At 34.8% G+C, this 21,754-nt stretch carries 15 protein-coding genes; 13 read left to right on the plus strand and 2 right to left on the minus strand.

Annotated elements, in window-relative coordinates; all coding sequences use genetic code 11:
* Positions 1 to 127: 127 nt before the first annotated feature.
* Together ACM6F9_RS06600 and ACM6F9_RS06605 are read right to left on the minus strand one after the other, a co-directional pair.
* Positions 128 to 286, minus strand: coding sequence for a hypothetical protein (locus ACM6F9_RS06600; protein ID WP_414844953.1), 159 nt, complete (start codon positions 284 to 286; stop codon positions 128 to 130).
* A gap of 196 nt (positions 287 to 482) precedes the next feature.
* Positions 483 to 1,685, minus strand: coding sequence for an aminopeptidase C (locus tag ACM6F9_RS06605; protein WP_414844954.1), 1,203 nt, complete (start codon positions 1,683 to 1,685; stop codon positions 483 to 485).
* Between the two features lie 196 nt (positions 1,686 to 1,881).
* On the opposite strand from ACM6F9_RS06605, the gene ACM6F9_RS06610 reads away from it, so the two are divergent.
* The 13 genes from ACM6F9_RS06610 to ACM6F9_RS06670 all read left to right on the plus strand — a co-directional run bounded on the left by ACM6F9_RS06610 (position 1,882) and on the right by ACM6F9_RS06670 (position 21,712).
* Positions 1,882 to 2,400: an RNA polymerase sigma factor gene (locus tag ACM6F9_RS06610; RefSeq protein ID WP_414844955.1), complete on the plus strand. Its 519-nt coding sequence runs from the start codon at positions 1,882 to 1,884 to the stop codon at positions 2,398 to 2,400.
* Between the two features lie 12 nt (positions 2,401 to 2,412).
* Complete coding sequence (locus ACM6F9_RS06615; protein WP_414844956.1) at positions 2,413 to 4,728, plus strand: T9SS type A sorting domain-containing protein; 2,316 nt, start codon at positions 2,413 to 2,415, stop codon at positions 4,726 to 4,728.
* Positions 4,729 to 4,794: 66 nt separating this feature from the next.
* Entirely contained in the window at positions 4,795 to 7,560 is a 2,766-nt protein-coding gene (locus ACM6F9_RS06620) for a hypothetical protein (protein WP_414844957.1), read from the plus strand.
* Between the two features lie 3 nt (positions 7,561 to 7,563).
* The gene (locus tag ACM6F9_RS06625; protein ID WP_414844958.1) at positions 7,564 to 12,087 is read left to right on the plus strand and encodes a TonB-dependent receptor plug domain-containing protein; all 4,524 of its coding nucleotides are present in this window, start codon (positions 7,564 to 7,566) and stop codon (positions 12,085 to 12,087) included.
* Positions 12,088 to 12,218: 131 nt separating this feature from the next.
* Positions 12,219 to 12,722 (plus strand): GbsR/MarR family transcriptional regulator, encoded by a 504-nt coding sequence (locus ACM6F9_RS06630; protein ID WP_414844959.1) that lies wholly within the window; start codon positions 12,219 to 12,221, stop codon positions 12,720 to 12,722.
* A gap of 50 nt (positions 12,723 to 12,772) precedes the next feature.
* The gene (locus ACM6F9_RS06635) at positions 12,773 to 13,429 is read left to right on the plus strand and encodes a hypothetical protein (protein WP_414844960.1); all 657 of its coding nucleotides are present in this window, start codon (positions 12,773 to 12,775) and stop codon (positions 13,427 to 13,429) included.
* A 76-nt stretch (positions 13,430 to 13,505) separates the two neighbouring features.
* Positions 13,506 to 14,447 carry a hypothetical protein gene (locus tag ACM6F9_RS06640; protein WP_414844961.1) on the plus strand — a complete coding sequence of 314 codons (942 nt, stop codon included), beginning with the start codon at positions 13,506 to 13,508 and terminating at the stop codon, positions 14,445 to 14,447.
* Entirely contained in the window at positions 14,440 to 15,102 is a 663-nt protein-coding gene (locus ACM6F9_RS06645) for a class I SAM-dependent methyltransferase (RefSeq protein WP_414844962.1), read from the plus strand. Before ACM6F9_RS06640 ends, ACM6F9_RS06645 begins: the two co-directional genes overlap by 8 nt.
* 152 nt (positions 15,103 to 15,254) lie before the next feature.
* Positions 15,255 to 15,731 carry an SRPBCC family protein gene (locus tag ACM6F9_RS06650; RefSeq protein WP_414844963.1) on the plus strand — a complete coding sequence of 159 codons (477 nt, stop codon included), beginning with the start codon at positions 15,255 to 15,257 and terminating at the stop codon, positions 15,729 to 15,731.
* A gap of 17 nt (positions 15,732 to 15,748) precedes the next feature.
* Positions 15,749 to 16,453 carry a YqjF family protein gene (locus ACM6F9_RS06655; RefSeq protein WP_414844964.1) on the plus strand — a complete coding sequence of 235 codons (705 nt, stop codon included), beginning with the start codon at positions 15,749 to 15,751 and terminating at the stop codon, positions 16,451 to 16,453.
* A 97-nt stretch (positions 16,454 to 16,550) separates the two neighbouring features.
* A complete protein-coding gene (locus tag ACM6F9_RS06660; RefSeq protein WP_414844965.1) occupies positions 16,551 to 17,450 on the plus strand; it encodes a TIGR01777 family oxidoreductase in 900 nt (299 codons plus the stop codon).
* Positions 17,451 to 17,500: 50 nt separating this feature from the next.
* Positions 17,501 to 18,946 (plus strand): alpha-L-fucosidase, encoded by a 1,446-nt coding sequence (locus ACM6F9_RS06665; RefSeq protein ID WP_414844966.1) that lies wholly within the window; start codon positions 17,501 to 17,503, stop codon positions 18,944 to 18,946.
* A 144-nt stretch (positions 18,947 to 19,090) separates the two neighbouring features.
* Positions 19,091 to 21,712: a glycoside hydrolase family 3 N-terminal domain-containing protein gene (locus tag ACM6F9_RS06670; RefSeq protein ID WP_414844967.1), complete on the plus strand. Its 2,622-nt coding sequence runs from the start codon at positions 19,091 to 19,093 to the stop codon at positions 21,710 to 21,712.
* The last annotated feature ends 42 nt before the right edge of the window (positions 21,713 to 21,754 follow it).

Consider the following 21,754-nt stretch of genomic DNA (forward strand, 5'->3'; position numbering starts at 1 on the left):
TGCGAGGTAAAATTGACGATAAAAACCAGATATTAAATCAGCATAATTCACTTTATTTTATATTTAATTTTCACCTATTTATTAAAGAATCGGCTTTCAGGATTTCCTGAAAGCCGATTTTGTATGTTTATGGACATCCTATAGAATCCTGAACACATTTCCAGCGAGGTGGAATTCCATTACTGCCGGGAATATAGCAAGCTGTACTTCCTTCAGGACATTCTGGAGCATTTCCCCCGATAATTGTCTTTAAATCTGATTTTAATAATTTTCTTAGATTTTTCATATGTAATACGTTGTTGGTTAAAACAAATATAATATTTTTTAGAAATTAAACAATACTTTGCACTAAAATGGGAAATATATTTTTTCAAATAACATACTCTAAAAACAAACCCGCTTCCGGAATTTCCAGGAGCGGGTTTTAACAGATTTAAATATCTAAAACTGCCTTTTAAAGTGGCAGAAATGATTTCTTTATCTTATAAACCAATATTTTTAGTTGGTTTCAATTGTTTTAAGATGTTTTTTGGAATTGCATTTTTGTGAACAAGGATTGCTGTTGATTTGTATTCAACATAAGGTCTTGTTACATACAAATATCCGGCAAAGTCATTGGTTACTCCCCATGAGTTTTTCACCATATAATATTCTTTACCCGTTTGATCTTTCGCCAAACCTACGATATGCATACCATGATCATCTGTAGTAGAAAGGTTGTTCAACGCTTTCTGACGAATGTCTTCAGTAATGGTTTTATCTTTTTTAGGCTCTGTAAACAAAGTCTGCTTGTTTTCCGCAGTAATTTGATCAAGATCCATATCCGGTACGTAAGCTACCCCGTTTTTATAAGAAAAATAAGGCTCAGAAACGTCAGTTGCCCAACCTACAGAATATCCTTTGTTTACTGCATTATCAATAATTGCTGTAAGATCTTTCATAGGAACATTCCAGTCAGAATCATGGCTCCAGTTATCAGGAATCGGAACTACAAATTTCTCATAATAAGCATAATCTTTATAAGAAGATAATTCTACGTAATCTTCAGGATTGATTCCTACCACTTCTTTAGCAAATGTTTTCGGAGTATAGTTTTTCCCTTCATATGTGAAGTTGGAAGGTACTTTTCCTAAATATTCATCAAGAATAGCATCTACAGAGTCCATCCAGTTGTCTGTCAGTTTTCCTTTTGAAGAAGCCTGAACAAGACTGTCAAGAACCGGCTTTAGTTTCCCCTGCATTTCCTTGAAGTTATTTGTAGTTTGACCGGACTTTAATCCTGTATAAACATCCTGAGGAACCGCTCCGTACTTTTTGTACATATTGATTACGTCGTGAAGTTCTCCTCCGTCACCCCAGCTGATAGCACCATTATTCAAAACGTATAATTTTGCTTTATCATGATAAGAGTTTCTTGCTGTAAAGATTTCGGCAAGATCCACAGGTTTTTTTCCCATTCTCTGCATTTCAGATTCAAGGAAAGAGTTTCCGGAATAGCTCCAGCAAGTTCCTGATGAACCTTGATTCTTTACAGAAGTTGCGCCAACGTCTTTTAACGTTGTGAACTGAAAATTAGCATTTTGTGAGTGGTTGTTTTTTAACTTGTTGATTAAGTCATCTTGGGCAAACATCATACTTCCTGCAGACAAAACAAAAAGTAATGATGCAATTTTGGCATTTTTCATTACTATAAAAAGATTATTTATATTAATAGTCGTTGATAATAGAGATTTGTTACACAAGGAAAAGTTAAATTTGAAATTAAAAAAAATGCTAAAAACTGACTTTTAAAATTATTTTTTCTCCATTTTATTAAAAAAGTTGATCATGTTTCCAACCCTTTCAAAAGTTTCTGCATCTATAATAGTATAACTCCTGACTATGGAACAAGAATTATTATTGGAATGCCAGCGTAGCGACCGCAATGCCCAGCGGAAAGTTTACGAGAAAATGGCGGGCAGGCTCTACTCAGTCTGCAGACGCTATTTGAAAAACGATGAAGATATAGAAGAAGTATTAGCCGATACGTTCTACAAAATCTTTACGAAAATTAACCAGCTTCAGAATGCTGAAACCTTTGAAGCATGGGCAAGAAAAATTACGGTAAACGAATGTCTGCAAAAATTAAGAACCAATAAAGGACTGTTTATTTCCCTGGAAGAAAATTTTATTGATCATTCTGAAGGAGCTACAGAAAGTCTTTCCCTGGAAAAAGATATTTTGAGTTTACTGAATTTTCTCCCGGAAGGCTGTAGGGCAATCTTTAATCTTTTCGCTATTGAAGGATATCCTCATAAGGAAATAGCTGCCATGCTTTCCATCAGTGAAGGAACTTCAAAATCCCAGCTCAATTTTGCAAGAAAGAAATTGCAGGAACTTCTAGTGAATCAAAATATTTAAACTTTTACAACAATGGAAAATAATCATATAGACCAACAATTCAATGAAGCCTCTAAGCTTTCAGAAGAACCAACAGTTTTTCCTGGTTTTGAAAAAGTATGGGAAAAAATTGAAGAGAAATTAGATAAAAAAGAAGATAAAAAGAGAATGATTCCTCTTTGGCTGCCATATGGTATTGCTGCAAGTCTGGTGATAGGTCTGGGAGCTTTTTATTTTATGAATAAAAAAGAAGCTGCAGAACCTTTAAAACCTGTAATAGCAGAGAACACAACGTCAAGAGGTCCGATTAGCAAAACAGATATTGCAAAAATAGACCATACCATAAAAGAGAATATCAGAAAAGAAGAATTGCCTGTATCTGTACCTCTTCCTTTATCGAATCAACCTTCACCGGTTGTAGGAATGAATGTATACAAATCTCCGCCTACATGCAATTTGCCACCAGTACAAGCTCCTGATAGAATAACAGCATCTTTACCCACAATATATCATGATACTTTAAAAACACAAAGTATTGATGAAGTTGTAGTTACCGCACTAGGGATTAAAAAGAGTTATAAATCCGTTGCTTCATCTTCAACAGTTATGATTGCTTCCACAGATAAATCTTCTGTACGTCCTCCGGCTGCAGTATCTTCATTGTCAGGAAGGGTTGCTGGGTTAGAAATAACAACTGGGACTAAACGATCTGGTGAAATACTGATTAGAGGAGTAAAGAGTATAGACGGTCGTTCGATGGGTCCTTTATATGTAGTTGACGGAGTTATAATAGGAAGGAAATCTGAATTTTTTAATACACTTGATCCCAAAAAGATTAAAGAAGTAAAAGTCATAAAAAATGCAGAAGCTACGGCCTTATATGGAAGTAAAGCAACGAATGGAGTGGTTGTGATCACAACAAAAGGACTATCCAGAGCCGAAATAGAAAACTTAAAAAAAATATCTTCAGATAGTATAAAAGAATCCTCAAAAGAAGATGAAGAGCCGGAAAAAATACTTCCTAAAGCAGGTCAGCTGACAGCCGGAGAAGTAAATGATTTTTCTAAATGGGAGTATTGGACAGATATTGCAGTTCCAACCCTTGATCAGTATAAAAATACCTGGAAGTTTTTTCCTGATAATAGGGTTTCTGTTCAATTGGTAAACCGAGATAAAAGACCAGTGGTGGGTGAAAAGGTAAAACTGTTGGATGATAGGAAGAATGTTATTTGGGAAGCGGTTTCAGATAATCTGGGCAATGTGGAATTATGGATATCACCAATGGCAGATGAAAGCACAGACTCGGAAAAATATTATTTATCTGACGGTTCAGGGCAGGTAATCAGTAGTAATCTCAGAACATTTAAAAATGGGCAAAACCTGATAATAGTAGATAAGCCCTGTCTGCAAAAACGTGCATTGGATCTTGCTTTTGTGGTGGATGCAACAGGCTCTATGGGGGATGAAATTTCTTATCTTCAATCTGAGCTTTTGGATGTGTTAAAAAAGATAGAAGGAAAACTTAAGAATACTACAGTAAGGTATGGTTCTGTTTTCTACAGAGACCAGGGGGATGAGTATGTAACCCGGAAATTTGATTTTTCAGACAAAGCAGAAGATCTCGTTGGATTTATAAAAAAACAGAGTGCCGGAGGTGGTGGGGATACACCTGAAGCTGTTGTGGAAGCTCTGAAAGTTTCTGTTGACGAGTTGAAATGGAGTAATGAAAATTCAACCAAAATTATGTTTTTAATTCTGGACGCACCGCCACATCATTCAGAACAGAATATAAAGGAACTTTATAGTAAAATAAAAGCTGCTGCAAAAAAAGGTATCACAATTATTCCACTGGCTGCCAGTGATACAGATAAACAAACGGAATACCTCATGCGGACATTTGCTTTACTTACAAATGGCACATATACATTCCTTACAGATGACAGTGGAATAGGAAACAGCCATATAAAACCTACTATTGATTCTTATGAGGTTGAAAAACTGAATGATTTATTATTAAGATTAATCCTTCAAAGAGCCGTTTTGCCAGAATGCAGCGCTGGAATTTCAAATGATAATATCAATAAAAAAATGCAGACAGAAATTGACAGTCAGACGGATAGTAAAACTGTGATATTTCCAAATCCTACAAAAGGCTTCCTACAGATAAAGACGAGAAAAGAAATTGATGAATTATTTCTTTATGATCTTGCAGGGAAAATTATTATGAGAAAAGAAAAATTGCCAGAAGGTAAAAACACGATTGATTTAACTTATTATCCTCAAGGAATTTATCTTGTACGTGTTAAGACCAATGACCAATGGGAAACGTTTAAGGTCATTAAAAATTAACTGTTAGGGAAAAAGAAATTTCCCCGGAAATTTCTTTTTCCCTATTTTTAAGCATACTAATAACTGATGAAAAAGAATTATTTGCTGTTATTGCCATTTACCATTACCATTTTACAGGCACAAAACTCACAACTATATTATTTCGGAAAATTTTTAACATCTAAAAATAAGGCACAAAATTTTTTAAAGGTTCATAATAAAAACAGTGGAGTCTATGAACTTACTGATGATAAAGGATTTGCCATTATTGCCGCCAAACCGTATGATACACTTGTATGGAATCAAGGTAAAAATGTACATGTTATTGCTGCCTACGAAGTGAGAGAATTAAAATCAATTCTGGAAAATCAGACAGGAAAGAAAAATGTAGAGAATATTTACAGCAAAGCTTATGACAGTCTGGTTTCAAAAGAAACTAAAGATGAGTTTAGTATTGAAAAGACAAAAACACATTTAAGTAAAAAGTCCTATCTTTATTTTAGTGAAATAAGAAAATTAAAACAAAAAAATGATAGTCTTTATGTTTTAAAAAGCCTCAGTCAGAGAACATTCGTGTTGAATGGAAACTTTACCACTTCTCTTGATATTAAAAGCAGAAATGCCATTCCGGGGACTCAAAATAAGTATGTACAGGGAAGATCAGAAAATGGAAACCTTATCTGGAAAAGTCCTGAAACCAATGAAATGTTCAGTTTTGGACCCGATATTTCTACGTTGGGATTTAATGGATTACCTTATGAATATGATAGTAACGGAAGATTAATCTCCTGGGTTGACGGACTTCAGCATGCACAAAAATATAATAACAACCTTTTTAAAACTACAGTTGGTTACAATAATCAGTTGAATGTAAGTGCTTTTATAAAAGAAGGTTATGATGAGAAAATTCGTCTTTCTTTCAATATAGGACAGCAAAAGAATCAGATGTATTTCATCGATCAGTTTGATATTGCCAATACCTTTAAAACAAAGCTGAATACAAATTTTAGCGGATATTTTATCAATCTTACTTTTAATTACGAAGAAGATAAAGCTACAAATACCAATAGAATAGGACTATTCAACAGAGCCTATCAGAATTCATTGCTTACCCCCATTTCTTTTTCAAATGAACAGAAAGCTTTCCTAAATAATGGTCTGCAGAGAAGCTACAGCCAATATGCAGACAATCCTTCATTTCTTTTTGAACAGGACAGCAAATACCGATATCAAAACCGGCAAAGACAGTTTAGTCTTAATCTTGTTAAAACCTGGGGAGATTTTAGATTAAACCTTAACCAGTCTTATGAAAACAACAATATCAGAAACTGGGATCAGTATAAACCTTCTACGTATGGCTTCAGCAGCGGATCTTTTAATGAGAGGATTCAAAATAATGGTTTGTATCACTCTAATGTATTGGGAACATATACATTGGGGGATTATAATTTTAAAAATACATTCAGTCTGAATTTTATTTTAAATGATAGAAAATCTGATGTTTATAATAGTCTTCCTAACCAGAAAACTTTTTATAAGAGAACTTCTCAGGATCATATTTTGAATTATAATATGGATATTCAGGATCGTGACTTTGAAGCAGGTTTTAACCTTGGAAATTCATTCTACATCTCTAATACCTCCCTTAAAAACAGCTACTGGCTGCCAAGAACTAATTTCTATGTAAAATTCAAAGATATCTTTTGGAGTAATTACGATTTTAAGCTGCTCGGAAGTTATACCCAATCAAGCTCCGAACCGGATATTACAAGGTCATATGCCTCATATGCCACAACATTATTGAACGCAGAAAACTATAATCAATATTTCCCATTACAGGAAGTGGAAAGTTTCAGAGGGTTATCCAATATCAATACTAAAGAATGGAAAATAGGGGCAAAATTCAACCTTGGCTATAACATAAGCATAGATGGAGAGTATTTCAATAAAAAAAATGCAGACGATATATTTCCCGTTTTTGAAAACAATCAGTTAAAACTAAAAAACATTGCAGATCATACTTACAGTGGGTATGAATTCAATTTTACCTATGAACACCTCCGTCTTGGATATCATATAAATACAACCCATAAAATCTCCTTTTTCAAGTATAAAGATATCGTAGACGGGATAACTCCTGGATATCAGAATCTGGCAGTATCAGGATTCAAAGACATTTACAAAACATTGTCGGAAGGAGAGGTTTTAGGTGCTGTGATGGGAACTTATTTTGAAAGGAATGCTGCCGGGCAATTGATTATTGATGAGTTCGGATTCCCTAAAAAGGCAAACGGAATGAAAATAATTGCAGATCCTACACCGGATTTTGTCATGAAGTTCAATCATAATTTTGTGTATAAAAACCTTTCCTTAGATATCAATTGGGAATGGAAAAAAGGCGGTCAGATTTGGAACGGAACACAAGCCGTTCTCGATTATTACGGCCGTTCTGAAAGCTCTGGCGAAGAAAGGAATATTAAAAATTATATTTTCGAAGGTATACAGGCGAATGGAACGGTCAATCAGATTCCTGTCGATTTTTATAATCCCAATCGCAATGTTCAGGAAAACAGATGGTCGAGATATGGATATCTGGGTGTGGCAGAAAATTATGTTCAGAAGGCAGATTATATCAGAATAAATAATATCTCAATGTCTTCCAATTTTCCGATTAATTTTGGAAAACAGAATCTCAAACTGACCTTTTACGTCAATAATATAATGCTTTGGCAGGCCAATAAAGGAGTGGGTCCTAATCAGAATTTTTATGATATGGACCATGGAAGAGGGCTGGATTTTTTCAACCTTCCGTCTTTTAAAACTTTTGGATGCATTGTTTCACTTAGATTTTAACCTATGAATTTCAAATTTATATCACCCTATATCATCCTGCTGAGCTTATTATTGTCAACGATTTCTCTGAAAGCTCAACAATCATTTCAGGATTTTGAAAAAGAGAAGACTTACATTCAGACCAATCATGTTTTTTATAAACCTGGTGAGGAAATGTATTTTAAAATGTACGTGGTAAAAGGAAATAACAACCTTCCGACAGATGCCAGCAGGGTTGTTAATTTTGAAATCATTGATCCGGCAGGAAGCACTGTGAAAAAATTAAAATATGAAATTACCAACGGCTATGCTCAAGGCTATTTCTATTTTGATGAAGACATGAAAGGCGGGATTTATAAAATCAGAGCCTATACCAACTGGATGCAGAATGAAGAAGGGAAAAATATTTTCGAAAAAGAAATTACCCTCCAGAAAATAGTATCCCCAAGGATTCTCATGAAACTGGATTTTCCCAAAAAAGGATATGGTCCGGGTGATGAGGTAACCGCCGACTTTTCAATGAGAAGTCTTAGCAGCCTTCCGATTCCTTTTTATGAAGCAGATTATACGGTAATGTGTGATGGAGTTACCATTTCAGAAGGAAAACTGATTACTGATAAAGAGGGCAAAAAACTGTTGACCTTTAAGCTTCCTGAAGTCTTGAAATCCTCTGATGCCCTTTTGAATATCAAAGTGAATTTTGACGGATTTACAGAATCTATTTCCAGAAATATCCCAATTGTTCTGAATAATCTGGATGTGAAATTTTTACCTGAAGGAGGAACATTTATCAATGGAATAGAACAAAATATCGCATTTAAAATCCTTGACGAGTTTGAAAAACCTGTAGATGCCGTTTTAGCTGTTTACAATCAGAATCATGAAAAAATAAAAGAAATTTCGGCCTATAATTTCGGGATGGGAAGCTTTCGTTTTACCCCTGAAAAAGGAGAAACTTATTATGCTAAAGTTCTAAAACCTGAAAATATAACCCAGATTTTTAACTTCCCGGTAGCAAAAAATGAAGGATTGGTTTTGAATGTTCAAAATGAGAACACAAAACTGAATTTCACGATTATTTCAACAGAGGAAAAAAGAATTACCCTGAAAGGAAGTTTCCGTGGAAAGGAAATGTATAGCAAAGAAATTCTGTTAAAAAAAGGAATGAATTCTTTGGAAATTGAGGTCAAAGACTTCCCGACAGGAATTTGCAGATTTACTGTTCTGGAGAACAATATTCCAGTTGCAGAACGTATTGTTTTCACCAATAAAAAGAACCATCTCAATATAAAGGTTACCCCGGTGAAAAAGCATTATCAGCCAAGAGAAAAAGTTATTCTGAATATTGAAACTACCGATGAAAATAATAAACCTATTCCTGCCAATCTCGGAATGAGCGTGGTAGATGATAAGCTTTGGACATATGCAGACGATAAGCAGAATCATCTCATCTCATGGCTTCTGATGGACTCTGAACTGAAAGGGAAAATTGAAAAACCTCAGTTTTACTTCGATAAGAAAGAAGAAAAAGCCGATAAAAGCCTTGATCTTGTTATGCTGACGAATGGTTACAGATATTTCGAATTGATCCCCGAAGTACTGAAGACCAACAAATACAAATACCTTCCCGAAAAGAAAAATACAATTTATGGAGTAGTGGAAGATGAAAACAAGAAAACAGTGAAAGCTGATGTTTTCCTTGTAAGCACAAACGATAAAAAAATGCTTAAACAGGCTGTTGCAGAAAACGGAAAGTTTTATTTTTCAGATTTAAATGCAGGAAATTCATACAAAATTATTGCAAAATCTTATCAGCCAAAACAAAAACTGAAAATCAGAATTTTATCTTATAATCTGGATATTAATCCTTTAGAAAAACAAAAACTATCCAATATAGATGTTGAAGAAATTATAAAGGAAGCTGAAAAAAAGGAAGAAACAAAAACCGAAAACAGAAACAACACCAGTCAGGTAAATCGTCCGGGAAGATCAAAAACTGATACAATCAGTAAAAATAAAAGTATTGAAGAGGTCGTAGTATTAGGATATAGTTCAATAACCAGGAATAAAAGTATATTGGCATCCAATACCATAGCATCTTCTTTAGAAATTCAGAATCCCAATATACCTTCATTATTAAACGGAAAAGCTGCCGGCGTAATAGTAACTCCAGTTGGGCAGGCTGGTGCAAGTGCACAAATCAGAATAAGAGGAGCTGCTTCTATTGCCAATAAGAATCCATTATTTATTGTGGATGGAGCTCCTGTAGAAAATTTCAATACTACTATAAATCCCAATGATATCAACAGCATTACCATTCTGAAAGACGCAGCTGCTACTGCACTTTATGGAAGCAGAGCCTTAAATGGAGTGGTGATTATTAACTCATACAAAAATGGAAGTTCACAAATTAAGTGGGATATCACTCCGAAATCTTATATTGCTGTAGAAAGTTTACCATCCGGAAGACTGGTGTCATATGCTGCTGCAAGAGAATTTGCCTACCCGGAATATGAAACTACTAACACTTCGTATCGTTTCGATTACAGAGAGGCACTTTACTGGAATCCGGTGGTAGAAACGGATAAAAACGGTAAGGCGGCAGTGACATTTTATAATTCAGATGCCAATTCTACGTTCAGAGTAATGACAGAAGGTATATCTGCAACAGGACTTTTAGGAAGAGATGAAACCACATATGCTGCGCAGAGCCTTATTTCACTGGATGCAAAAATTCCGCAATACCTGACGAGAACAGATCAGATGATGATTCCTGTGGTGATAAAAAATAATTCTTCTGAAACCCGTAAAATGACCATGGATGTGATTGTTCCTAACCATGTAAAACTAGTCAGTTCTGATAGTATTATTACTCTAAAACCACTGGAATCGGGAAGATTATTTGTCAAAATACAGACTGATGAGATTGTGAATTCTGACATTCAGTTTTCAGTGAGATCCGGAGATTTTAGAGAAACGATGATTCTTCCATTTAAAGTAGAAGAAAAAGGTTTTCCACATCAGTTTTCCATTATTAATAATAAAACAGAAGATATTAAAATCAATATCCCGGAATACATCAACGGAACTCTGTATTCATCCTATTATGTATTTGAAAATACTGCACTGAAGCTATTTGAAGATTTGGAACAGCTGAAAAGAGAACCTTACGGATGCTTTGAACAGCTTTCCTCAACAGTATATCCTAATATTTTTATCCTTGATTATTTAAAATCAACTAAAAAAATAAATACAGCAACAGAAAATCTGGTGATTAAAAACCTGAAAAAAGGTTTCCAGAAAATGCTGAGCTATAAAAATAAAGATGGAGGGATCGGATATTTCAGTTCTGAAGAATCAGATGTAGCACTTTCTACATTTGCATTACTGGAATTTACAGAATTAAAGAAATACGTAAATCCGGATGCTAAAATTATTCAGGGACTTTCTTCATTTATTTTATCCAGAAAAAGCGGAAATGGATTATTTGAAGTCAGAAGACCTTATGAATCCAAAAAAACGTATTCCGAATATTCCTGGTCGAGAAATATGTATGTTGTTTATGCTTTATCCAAACTGGGCTTCAAAAATGAAATTGAAGATACCTTTCAGGTCACCCTGAAAAGAGCTTTGTCTACAAAAGATACCTATCAGCTGGCTTTACTTGCCAATGCGGCGGCTGATCTTGGAAAACAACAGGAATATGACGATCTGATGAAAATTCTTGACAAGCAGTATGAAACGAAGAATATAAAATCTGAAATCACTTTTACAGGTTCATGGGGAATGTCAGCAGAGGCAGAAACCCTTTCATTGTATATTATGGCACTTCAGAAAGATGAAAAATTAAACCAGTTGAAAATTGCAGAAGCAGTAGATATGCTGATTAGTTTCGATGGATATTTTGGGTTCGGTTCTACCCAGGCAACTACACTGGCAATACAGGCGCTGTCTGAGTTTTTCTCTAAAAATGAAAAAATATATGGAACTGAAAAGCCTGTTATCAAGATTAATCAGACACAAATTTCACCTATGATAAGCTTTTCGTCAGCATTTAAAGCTGGAGGTAATGATATCAGTATTCATTATCCGTCGCAAAAAGGACTGCCTTATAAACTGGGATACCAGTATTATACCCTACAGGCTCCGGAAAGCAAAAATATTCCTCTTACCATGGAAACAAAATTGAAATCCGGGATATCAAAAGTAGGGGAGACCAACAGAATGACTGTTACCATTAAAAACAAAATAAATGGTCAGCTGCCGATGACGATAGCGAAAATAGGTATTCCAGCAGGGCTGACCCTTCAGAATGCCTTATTAAAAGATCTGATTGATAAAAAGCAGATCTCTTATTATGAGATTTTCGACAACTATTTGGTTCTGTATTGGGAACATTTTGATGCTGAGGAAACAAAAACCATTAACCTTGATCTCAAAGTAGAATTTGCAGGGACTTATACCGGAAAATCAAGCAATGTGTATCTGTACTACATGCCGGAAGCCAAGTACTGGAACCAGGGGATAACTACTAAAATAGAACCTTAATTTTAAATTTTACAAATCTAAACAGGCATTCTCAAGGATGTCTGTTTTATTTTAAAAATTAATTTTCAGAAATTATTGAAAATTCAAAAAATATAATTACATTTGTTACAGAAATTAAAAAGGGAAACAAAATGCAACTTTCAGAAGCAAAAGAAAAATACATTCAGACCTGGGGAACCTTTGCTACCAATTGGGGGATCAACCGTACGATGGCACAGGTGCATGCACTGCTTTTGGCTAGTGGAAGACCCCTTTCTACTGATGATGTAATGGAACAGCTGGAGATTTCAAGAGGAAATGCCAATATGAATCTTCGAGCTCTGATAGACTGGGGAATCGTGAAAAAAGAGTTCGTGAAAGGTGACCGTAAAGAATATTTTGTAGCCGAAAAAGATGTTTGGTACCTGTTCAAACAAATTACAAAAGAACGCAGAAAAAGAGAAATAGAACCTGTAATTTCTTTTCTCGAAGAATTAAAAAATATTGAAGATAAAGATTCGGAAGAAGCTCAGGAATTCATTAAGCTGATGAACGACTTCAGTTCTGTAACCGGAAAAATTAACAATATTATGGATCTGGCGATAAAAAGTGATGATCACTGGCTGGTAGGGAAGATTACTAATCTGTTGAAATAAATTTTCAAAAAATGAGAAGTCTTTTATTATTATGTCTTTTAAACCTAATAATGAGCTGTCAGAAAAATGTAATGGCAAATTTCGACATTCATATAGAAAACTCTGATAAGTATGATGATAGGCATCACGATTTGTATAAACTTGAAATCTATAAGGATAATAAGATTTTCAAAATTCTAGAACCTGAAGAGTTTGCCCCTTCCCTATATCCCAATATAAAGCTGGATAGTTTAAATGAAGGAAAATATACATTTGTTTACGAAAACATTTTTGGAGAAAATATAAAAAAAGAAATAGAAGTTGTTGAATCTATAACATATAGAGTTAGTATTACTCCTGATTATTTATTAAAAAAAAATAAAAAATCTGTTTTTGAAAATCTAAAAAATTCAGAAGCAAAACTAGTGTTTCAATCTATAGGATGTTTTCATCAGGATAAAGATTCAATTATGATCATTAACAAAGACAACAATTACTTTCTCCGCAGAAAAAATGGAAGTTTGAAACCTATAGATAAAGCAGCATGGGCATATTTTGTAAAAACCGAAAATAAAATAAGAGAAATCCCTAAAAATGGAGGTTGTACCACCAGAGATGAATATATTTTCTATCATAAAGGGAAGTCAGATACCATTCATGACGGCACGTGTGAATTTTCTATCTGGTATACGCTGAAAGACTATTTAAAAAAGAATAAGCTACAATAAATAAATTTGGATGAAAATCCTTTTTTATTTCAATGTAGCTTTCAAAAATTACTGAAAATATAAAACTTATAATATTATGAAAAATTTTTTTAAACAATACCTCTATTTAAGCCTATTTTTAGCGGTTGTTTTAATTGTTGGCGTTTGGTTTTTTCTGGTTGCCCAAGGCGAATACGGTGTAACCCTATTTTTTACCATTCCAGTTTCTATAGGATTTGTCATTGGATATGTAAAGAATTTTAGAATCGGATTGGCGAATATTCTGAAGACCATTTTCAAAATAGTATTAGGATTAGTCATCTTCTCAGTGATCTTGATAGCAGCCGGAACAGAAGGTGCTATTTGTATTATTATGGCTATCCCATTTATTGGCTTTGCCATGCTCGTAGGCTTCACTATTGGTTTTATTATTGGGGTTCTTGATGAGAAAAGACATACGGGAAGTGTTATCGTATTTATTCTTTTCATCAATCCGGCATCTTATATTTTTGATACCTATACAAAACCCATTGAGGAAACTGTTACCACTGAAATGATTGTAAACTCTTCAAACGAGAAGGTCTGGAAGCTTTTAAATACACAAATCAATTTCAATACCCCTGATTTTATCCTGTTTGAAAAAGGAGTCAGCTATCCAAAAAATATAAAACTGATGAATAAAAACGGAAAATTAGGATATAGCTGCCAAACCAATAATGATGAACTACAACTTAATATTGATGAGTTTATAGAAAATAAAAAAGTAAAATTCTCTCTGGAAAATCAAACCGTTCCCATGAAAGAAATAACACCTTATGAAGATATTGATGCCAAGCATTTACATGATTATTTTATCGTGAACTATGGAGAAATTACTTTAGATAAACTGTCAGAAAATAAAACAAAAATAATAGCAAAAACAAAATACAGTTATAAAATAGCACCCACCTGGTACTGGAAAAAATGGTCAGGCTATATTATTGATAAAATGCAAAACCATGTATTACAATCTATAAAAACACAATCTGAAAATGAATGATCTGCAACAATATTTTGACCGCCTGCAACCCAGATATTATATTAATGAAATTGCATCTTTAGGGTTTACCAGACTATTCAGAAAGATGGCAGTCCGAAAGGTAAAAAGCTATGGAGACAAAAGAGTTTTGGATCTGATGAGCGGACAAGGAGAAAATCTGGAATTTATACAGTCTTACAATAAAAACACAGCCATTGTGGCACTGGATTATTCTTCAGCAATGCATATGAAGCTGGCTGCAACATTTGGAAATAAACTGTCAATACAACAAATTCAGAATGATTTTTTTGAAAGCCAATTTCCGGATCATTCTATGGACATTATCCTCTGCTCTTACGGAACAAAAACGATAGAAGACGATCAGAAGCCAATTTTTGCCGACAAACTGTCAAGAATCATTGATGAAAAAGGAGAAATCATCATCGTAGAATTTGTAAAACCAAAAACAAAGTGGAGATTCAGCTGTGTGAAATGGTATGTCGAAGTACTTGTTTCAAAGCTTTTTGGAAACGAATTCGGAAGACTGTTTCATTATATCAATAAAAATGAAAGCCTTGAAGATATTAAAAATCAGTTTATTAATAATAAACTTTCTATCATATCTCACAAAAGATACCTGGATCTGGTTGAAATTCTTCATGTGAAAAGAAACTGATTTTTTATTTGAGATTATATTTCAAAAATTACTGAACATTTTAAATGAATAATAATTATGAAAAATTTAATCATTCACTTATTCCTGATTATTTATTTCAGAAGAAAAGGATCACTTTAAACTATAGTTAACAACTTTAAAACTTTTTAAAAATGTCAACAATCTATTTAAATACAGTCATCAAAGCAGATATTCACTATGTCTTTGATCTTGCAAGAAATATTGATCTGCATCAGCAGTCTACCTCAAAATCCCATGAGAAAGCAATTGCAGGACGTACCTCAGGACTCATTGAAGAAAATGAAACCGTAACCTGGCGCGCAAAACATCTGGGAGTGTATCAAAATCTCACGACAAAAATTGTCAGTATGGAAAAACCGGTTCAGTTTATTGATGTGATGCAGAAAGGCGCTTTCAAATCTATGCGTCACCGACATATTTTTAAAACGGTAAACGGGAAAACTCTGATGACAGATATTTTTGAATTCGAATCTCCATTGGGTTTCATAGGAAAACTATTTAATGCCTTTTTTCTCAGAGGATACATGAAAAAATTCCTTGTGAAAAGGAATGAATTAATAAAAACCATTGCAGAATCTTCAACCCGTGACGGAATAGCCATTTTTTAATCTTAAAACACAGAATTATGAACTTTTTAAAAGCAGAGTGGCGAAAACTGGCCATCATCAATTACGAAATCAATCCCAATATCTTATTGCCTTACCTGCCAAAAGGGACAGAACTTGATTTTTATAAAGGCAAATGCTATGTAAGTCTTGTGGGATTTATGTTTTTAAATACAAGATTATTAGGTTTTCCAATCCCTTTTCACCGGAATTTTGAAGAAGTGAACTTAAGGTTTTATGTCAAGAAAAAAGAAAACGGAATCTGGAAAAGAGGAGTGGTGTTTATCAAAGAAATTGTTCCAAAACCTGCTTTAAGTCTGGTGGCCAATTCCATATATAAAGAAAATTATCATACCATGCCGATGAAAAACCAGATTCATGAAAAAGATGGTGAACTGCTGATCCGGTATTCATGGAAAGATAAAAGTTGGTATTCTATCCAGATTATGGCAGAAAATACAGCAAAACCAATGGAGGAAAACTCAGAATTTGAATTTATCACAGAACATTATTTTGGATTTACAAAAAAGGAAAATACAACCTCTGAGTATGAAGTCTGTCACCCAAAATGGAGTTGGTATACCGTAAAAGAACATCATTTGGAAATTGATTTTCAAAAAATCTACGGAAATGATTTTGAACACCTGAATGATCAGAAGCCTGTTTCAGTGATGCTTGCCGAAGGCTCAGAAATTCAAGTCAAAACAAAGAAATACATCAGCTGAAAAATGAAGAGATTAAAACATCTTGCTCTATTCATAAACATCTGTGTCTAAACCTTAAACCTTGAACCTTGAACTCAAAACTTTAAACTTCAAAACAATGAAAATAATCATAGCTGGAGGCACTGGATTTCTCGGCGAAAACTTAGAAAAACACTTTATAGAAAAAGGAAATCAAGTCTACATTCTTACCCGGAATCCTAAACGTAAAAACGAAATTTATTGGGATGCCCAAACGATAGGCGAATGGAAAAATTACCTCGAAAAAGCAGATGTTCTCATCAATCTGACAGGAAAATCCGTGGATTGTCGTTATCATGAGAAAAATAAACAAGAAATCTATTCCTCAAGAATCGAGAGCACAAGAATCTTACAGAAAGCCGTAGATCAGTGTTCTGAAAAACCAAAAATCTGGTTGAATGCCAGTTCTGCAACTATTTATGTTCATTCCGAAAAACACCTCAATACAGAAGAAAATGGAATTATCGGAGATGATTTCTCCATGAATATTTGCAAAAGCTGGGAAAAAGAATTTTTTGAAGTCAAAAATGAAGGAATACGAAAAGTTGCCCTCCGGACTTCTATTGTTCTCGGACAAAACGGCGGCGCATTTCCAAAATTGAAAATGATTACAAAGCTCGGATTAGGTGGAAAACAAGGAAGAGGAAATCAAATGGTAAGTTGGATTCATATCGAGGATTTTTGCAAAGCAATCGATTGGATAATTCAGAATGAAACTATTTCAGGAACTATTAACATAACTGCTCCAGAGCCTGTTTCCAATGAAAATATGATGAAAAAGCTTAGAAATAAAATGAAAATACCCTTTGGACTCAATGCTCCAGTCTGGCAGCTGGAAATAGCATCCATATTCCTAAACACAGAAACAGAATTACTTTTAAAAAGCAGAAACGTTTATCCGGAAAGACTCATAAAAAACCGATTTCAGTTTTCATATCCAGGATTTGATCAAGCCATTCTTAATCTCTTGGAAGCCTAATGTTTGTGGGTTTCCCAAAGGATAATTAAATTAGCGGAAAACTATTCCATATGCCGGTTATATCCAAAGTAAAACCCCTTTTTCTTTCATCCTTTTTGATAAGTTCAATAATATTTTCGCAGGCTCATAATGTGTCTGACGGCTATCAGAAGCCCACGGACCCTCTGGTCGCCCAGAACCTAGAACAGTGGCAGGATATGAAATTCGGGCTGTTTATGCATTGGGGAACCTATAGCCAGTGGGGAATTGTTGAAAGCTGGAGTTTATGTCCCGAAGACGAATCATGGACGCAGAGAAAACCTGAGCACGGGAAATCTTACTACGAATACGTAGAAAATTATGAAAACCTTCAGACTACTTTCAATCCAACCCAGTTCAATCCGCAAAAATGGGCTGATGCTGTAAAAAAAGCTGGAATGAAATACGTGGTTTTTACCACCAAGCATCATGATGGTTTTGCCATGTTTGATACCCAGCAGTCGGATTATAAAATAACATCTCCCAAAACTCCATTTTCAAAAAATCTAAAATCCGACGTGACGAAAGAAATTTTCAATACATTCAGAAAAGAAGGATTTAAAATAGGAGCTTACTTTTCAAAACCCGACTGGCACTCCGAAAACTATTGGTGGCCTTACTTTCCACCCAAAGACAGAAATGTAAATTATGATCCGAAGAAATATCCGGAAAGATGGGAGAACTTTAAAAAATTCACATTCAATCAGCTGAATGAAATCACTTCCAAGTATGGTAAAGTGGATATTCTCTGGCTGGATGGAGGCTGGGTGCGTCCTTTTCATACCATAGATCCTAAAGTAGAATGGCAGCGCACCATCAAAGTAGAACAGGATATTGATATGGACAAAATAGGAACAATGGCCAGAAAAAATCAACCCGGAATTATCATTGTGGACCGTACTGTTCCCGGAAAATGGGAAAACTACGTGACTCCTGAGCAGGCCGTACCGGAACACGCTCTTTCCATTCCCTGGGAAAGCTGTATCACGATGGGAGATTCCTTTTCTTACGTTCCGAATGACAACTATAAAACTTCCCAAAAAATTATTGAAACCTTGGTTAAAATAATCTCAAGAGGCGGAAATTATCTTATGAATATTGCTCCGGGACCGAATGGTGATTATGATCCAATAGTCTATGAAAGACTACAGCAGATTTCCGGCTGGATGGAGAAAAATGAGTCCGCGGTTTTTGCAACAAGAAGCATTGCTCCCTACCACGAAGGAAATTACTATTATACTCAAAGCAAGGATCATCATACAGTAAATATTTTTCATCTTGATGAAAAATCTGAATATCAGGCTCCTGCAGTTCTTACATTTTCTATTCCCGAAAATTTTAAACCAAAATCATTGAAAGTTTTAGGATTACCAAACAAAATTCAATGGAAAAAAATAGGGGAAAATACCCTTGAAATCAATTTACCTAAAGAAAGAGCCCAGTTAAAATATTCAACGGTAATTCAAATAATGCAATAGTTGAATTGGCAACTCATATTTATAGTAAAGTTCCAAGTCTTGAACTTTTGGTTCTTTTGCTTCAAGGTAAAAGAACAAATTTTAAACTAAATTATTTTTGAGATGTGTTTTAAACCTCGATTTAAAATTATAGGAATTTTCTTGTTGAGCTCAGTATTTATCTCTGCTCAAAAACCTTTATATAAAGACCCAAAACAATCCATTGAAACCAGAGTTCAGGATCTGTTGAAGAGAATGACCCCGGAAGAAAAATTCTGGCAGTGTTTTATGATCCCCGGAGATTTGGATAACGTCCCGAAAGGACAATATTCCCACGGAATTTTTGGATTGCAGGTAAGCGCAGAAAATCAGGGTGGAGGAGCGGCAGGACAGTTATTGCAATATAATGCCAATGAAGATGCGGAGAAGCTGGTGAAAAAAATCAATGCCATTCAGAAATATTTCGTAGAAGAATCAAGATTGGGAATTCCAATTATTCCTTTTGATGAAGCATTGCACGGATTGGTTCGTGAGGGCGCTACAGCTTTTCCGCAGGCAATTGGTCTGGCTGCTACTTTTAACCCGGAATTGATGACTCAGGTTTCAACAGCCATTGCAACAGAGTCAAAATTGCGGGGAATTCGCCAGATTCTGACACCCGTGGTCAATCTTGCAAACGATGTACGATGGGGAAGGACAGAGGAAACCTATGGTGAAGATCCTTTTTTGACATCGGTAATGGGAGTCAGCTTTGTCAGTTCATTTGAAAATAAGGGAATTATTACCACTCCAAAGCATTTTCTTGCTAATGTAGGGGAAGGAGGAAGGGATTCATACCCAATTCATTGGAGTAAAAGATACCTTGAGGAAACTCATTTAATTCCTTTTCACAATGCTTTTACAAAAGGAAAAAGTCGCTCAGTAATGACTTCTTATAACCTGCTTGATGGAAGACCGGCAACAGCAAATCATTGGCTGCTCACAGAAAAATTAAAAAAAGACTGGAATTTCAAAGGATTCGTCATCAGTGATGCAAGCGCAGTAGGAGGAGCAAATGTACTGCATTTTACAGCAAAAGATTATGATGATGCTTCTGCACAGGCCATCAATGCTGGACTTGATGTGATTTTTCAGACAGAATATAAACATTATGAACTCTTTATGCCTCCATTTTTGGATGGCAGAATATCAAAAGAACGAATTGATGATGCTGTTTCAAGAGTACTGAGAGCCAAATTTGAGCTCGGGTTATTTGAAAATCCTTATGTTGCGGCAAAAGATATTGAAGAACTTAAGAAATTGAACCATAAATCCTTGGCAGAAAAAGCAGCTGCAGAATCCTTTGTTTTGCTCCAGAACACTAACCAGACTCTTCCTGTTTCCGAAAAGGTAAAAAAGATTTTAGTGGTAGGCACAGATGCTGTAGATGCAAGATTAGGTGGTTATTCAGGACCGGGAAATCAGAAAGTAAATATCCTGGATGGGCTTAAAAATTATACCAAAAATAAAGACGTTGAAATCATATACTCAAAAGGTATTGATTGGAATGTAAAAGATTTTGCGACAATTTCAAACGAATATTTATCTTCTGAGAATAAAAAAGGATTAAAAGGAAGTTACTTTTCTAATACAGATTTAAAAGGAAATCCTGCCTTTGAAAAACAGGATGAACAGTTCAATTTCAAATGGACGTTATATTCTCCCGATCCTGAAAAACTTCAGCCGGATAATTATAGTATTCGCTGGACAGGTAAACTGGAAGCTCCGGGTTCAGGGAAATACCAATTAGGATTGCGAGGAAATGATGGATACAGATTATACCTTGACGGAAAATTAGTCATTAATCAATGGGAAAAATTGAGTTATTCTACCAAAACAGTTGAATTAGATTTTATAAAAGGAAAAAAATATGATCTTAAGATTGAATTCCATGAAAACCGTGGCGAAGCCAATCTGGAACTGATCTGGAACTACGGCCTGCCCAACTATCAGAAAGATTTTAATGAAGCTTTAGATCTTGCTCAAAAAGCAGACTATATTATTGTGACAGCCGGAATTCATGAAGGAGAATTTCAGGACCGTTCATCACTGAGTCTGCCAGGAAATCAGGAATCCTTTATTCATCAGGTTTCAAAATTAAATAAGCCAATTACAGTTGTGTTGATAGGAGGTTCAGCCATAAAAACAACAGCATGGAAAGATAAAGTAGGAGCTATCTTAGATATCTGGTATCCAGGTGAAGAAGGCGGAAATGCCGTAGCTAAAACGCTCTTTGGTACTGAAAATCCGTCCGGGAAGCTACCCATTACTTTCCCGGTTGAGGAAGGACAGCTGCCTTTAACTTACAATCATCATCCAACAGGAAGAGGGAATGACTATTACGATCTCAGTGGAGAACCTTTATATCCGTTTGGCTTCGGGTTGAGTTATACTACATTTGAAATTTCTGATCTACAATTGGATAAAGCCCAATATTCAGAAAATGAAACTATTGTGGCTAAAGTTAATGTGAAAAATACAGGAATGAAAGCTGGAGATGAAATCGTTCAGCTGTATGTAAAAGACCTGCTGGCTTCCGTTTCAAGACCGGTTATTGAACTGAAAGGATTTCAGAAAATAGAATTGCAGCCCGGAGAATCAAAATCAGTAATCATCGAAGTACCAGTAAAGCAATTACAGTTTTTAAATGAAAAAATGGAATGGGTAGTTGAAAAAGGAACCTACAGAATAATGGTCGGCAATTCATCAAAAAACCTTCCTTTAAAACAAAATATTGAAATATTATAAAAACTAAAAACGAGCAGTTTTTTTGCTCGTTTTTAGTTTTTA

Origin of the sequence: Chryseobacterium sp. IT-36CA2 (assembly GCF_949767875.1) — a bacterium.
GTDB lineage: Bacteria > Bacteroidota > Bacteroidia > Flavobacteriales > Weeksellaceae > Chryseobacterium.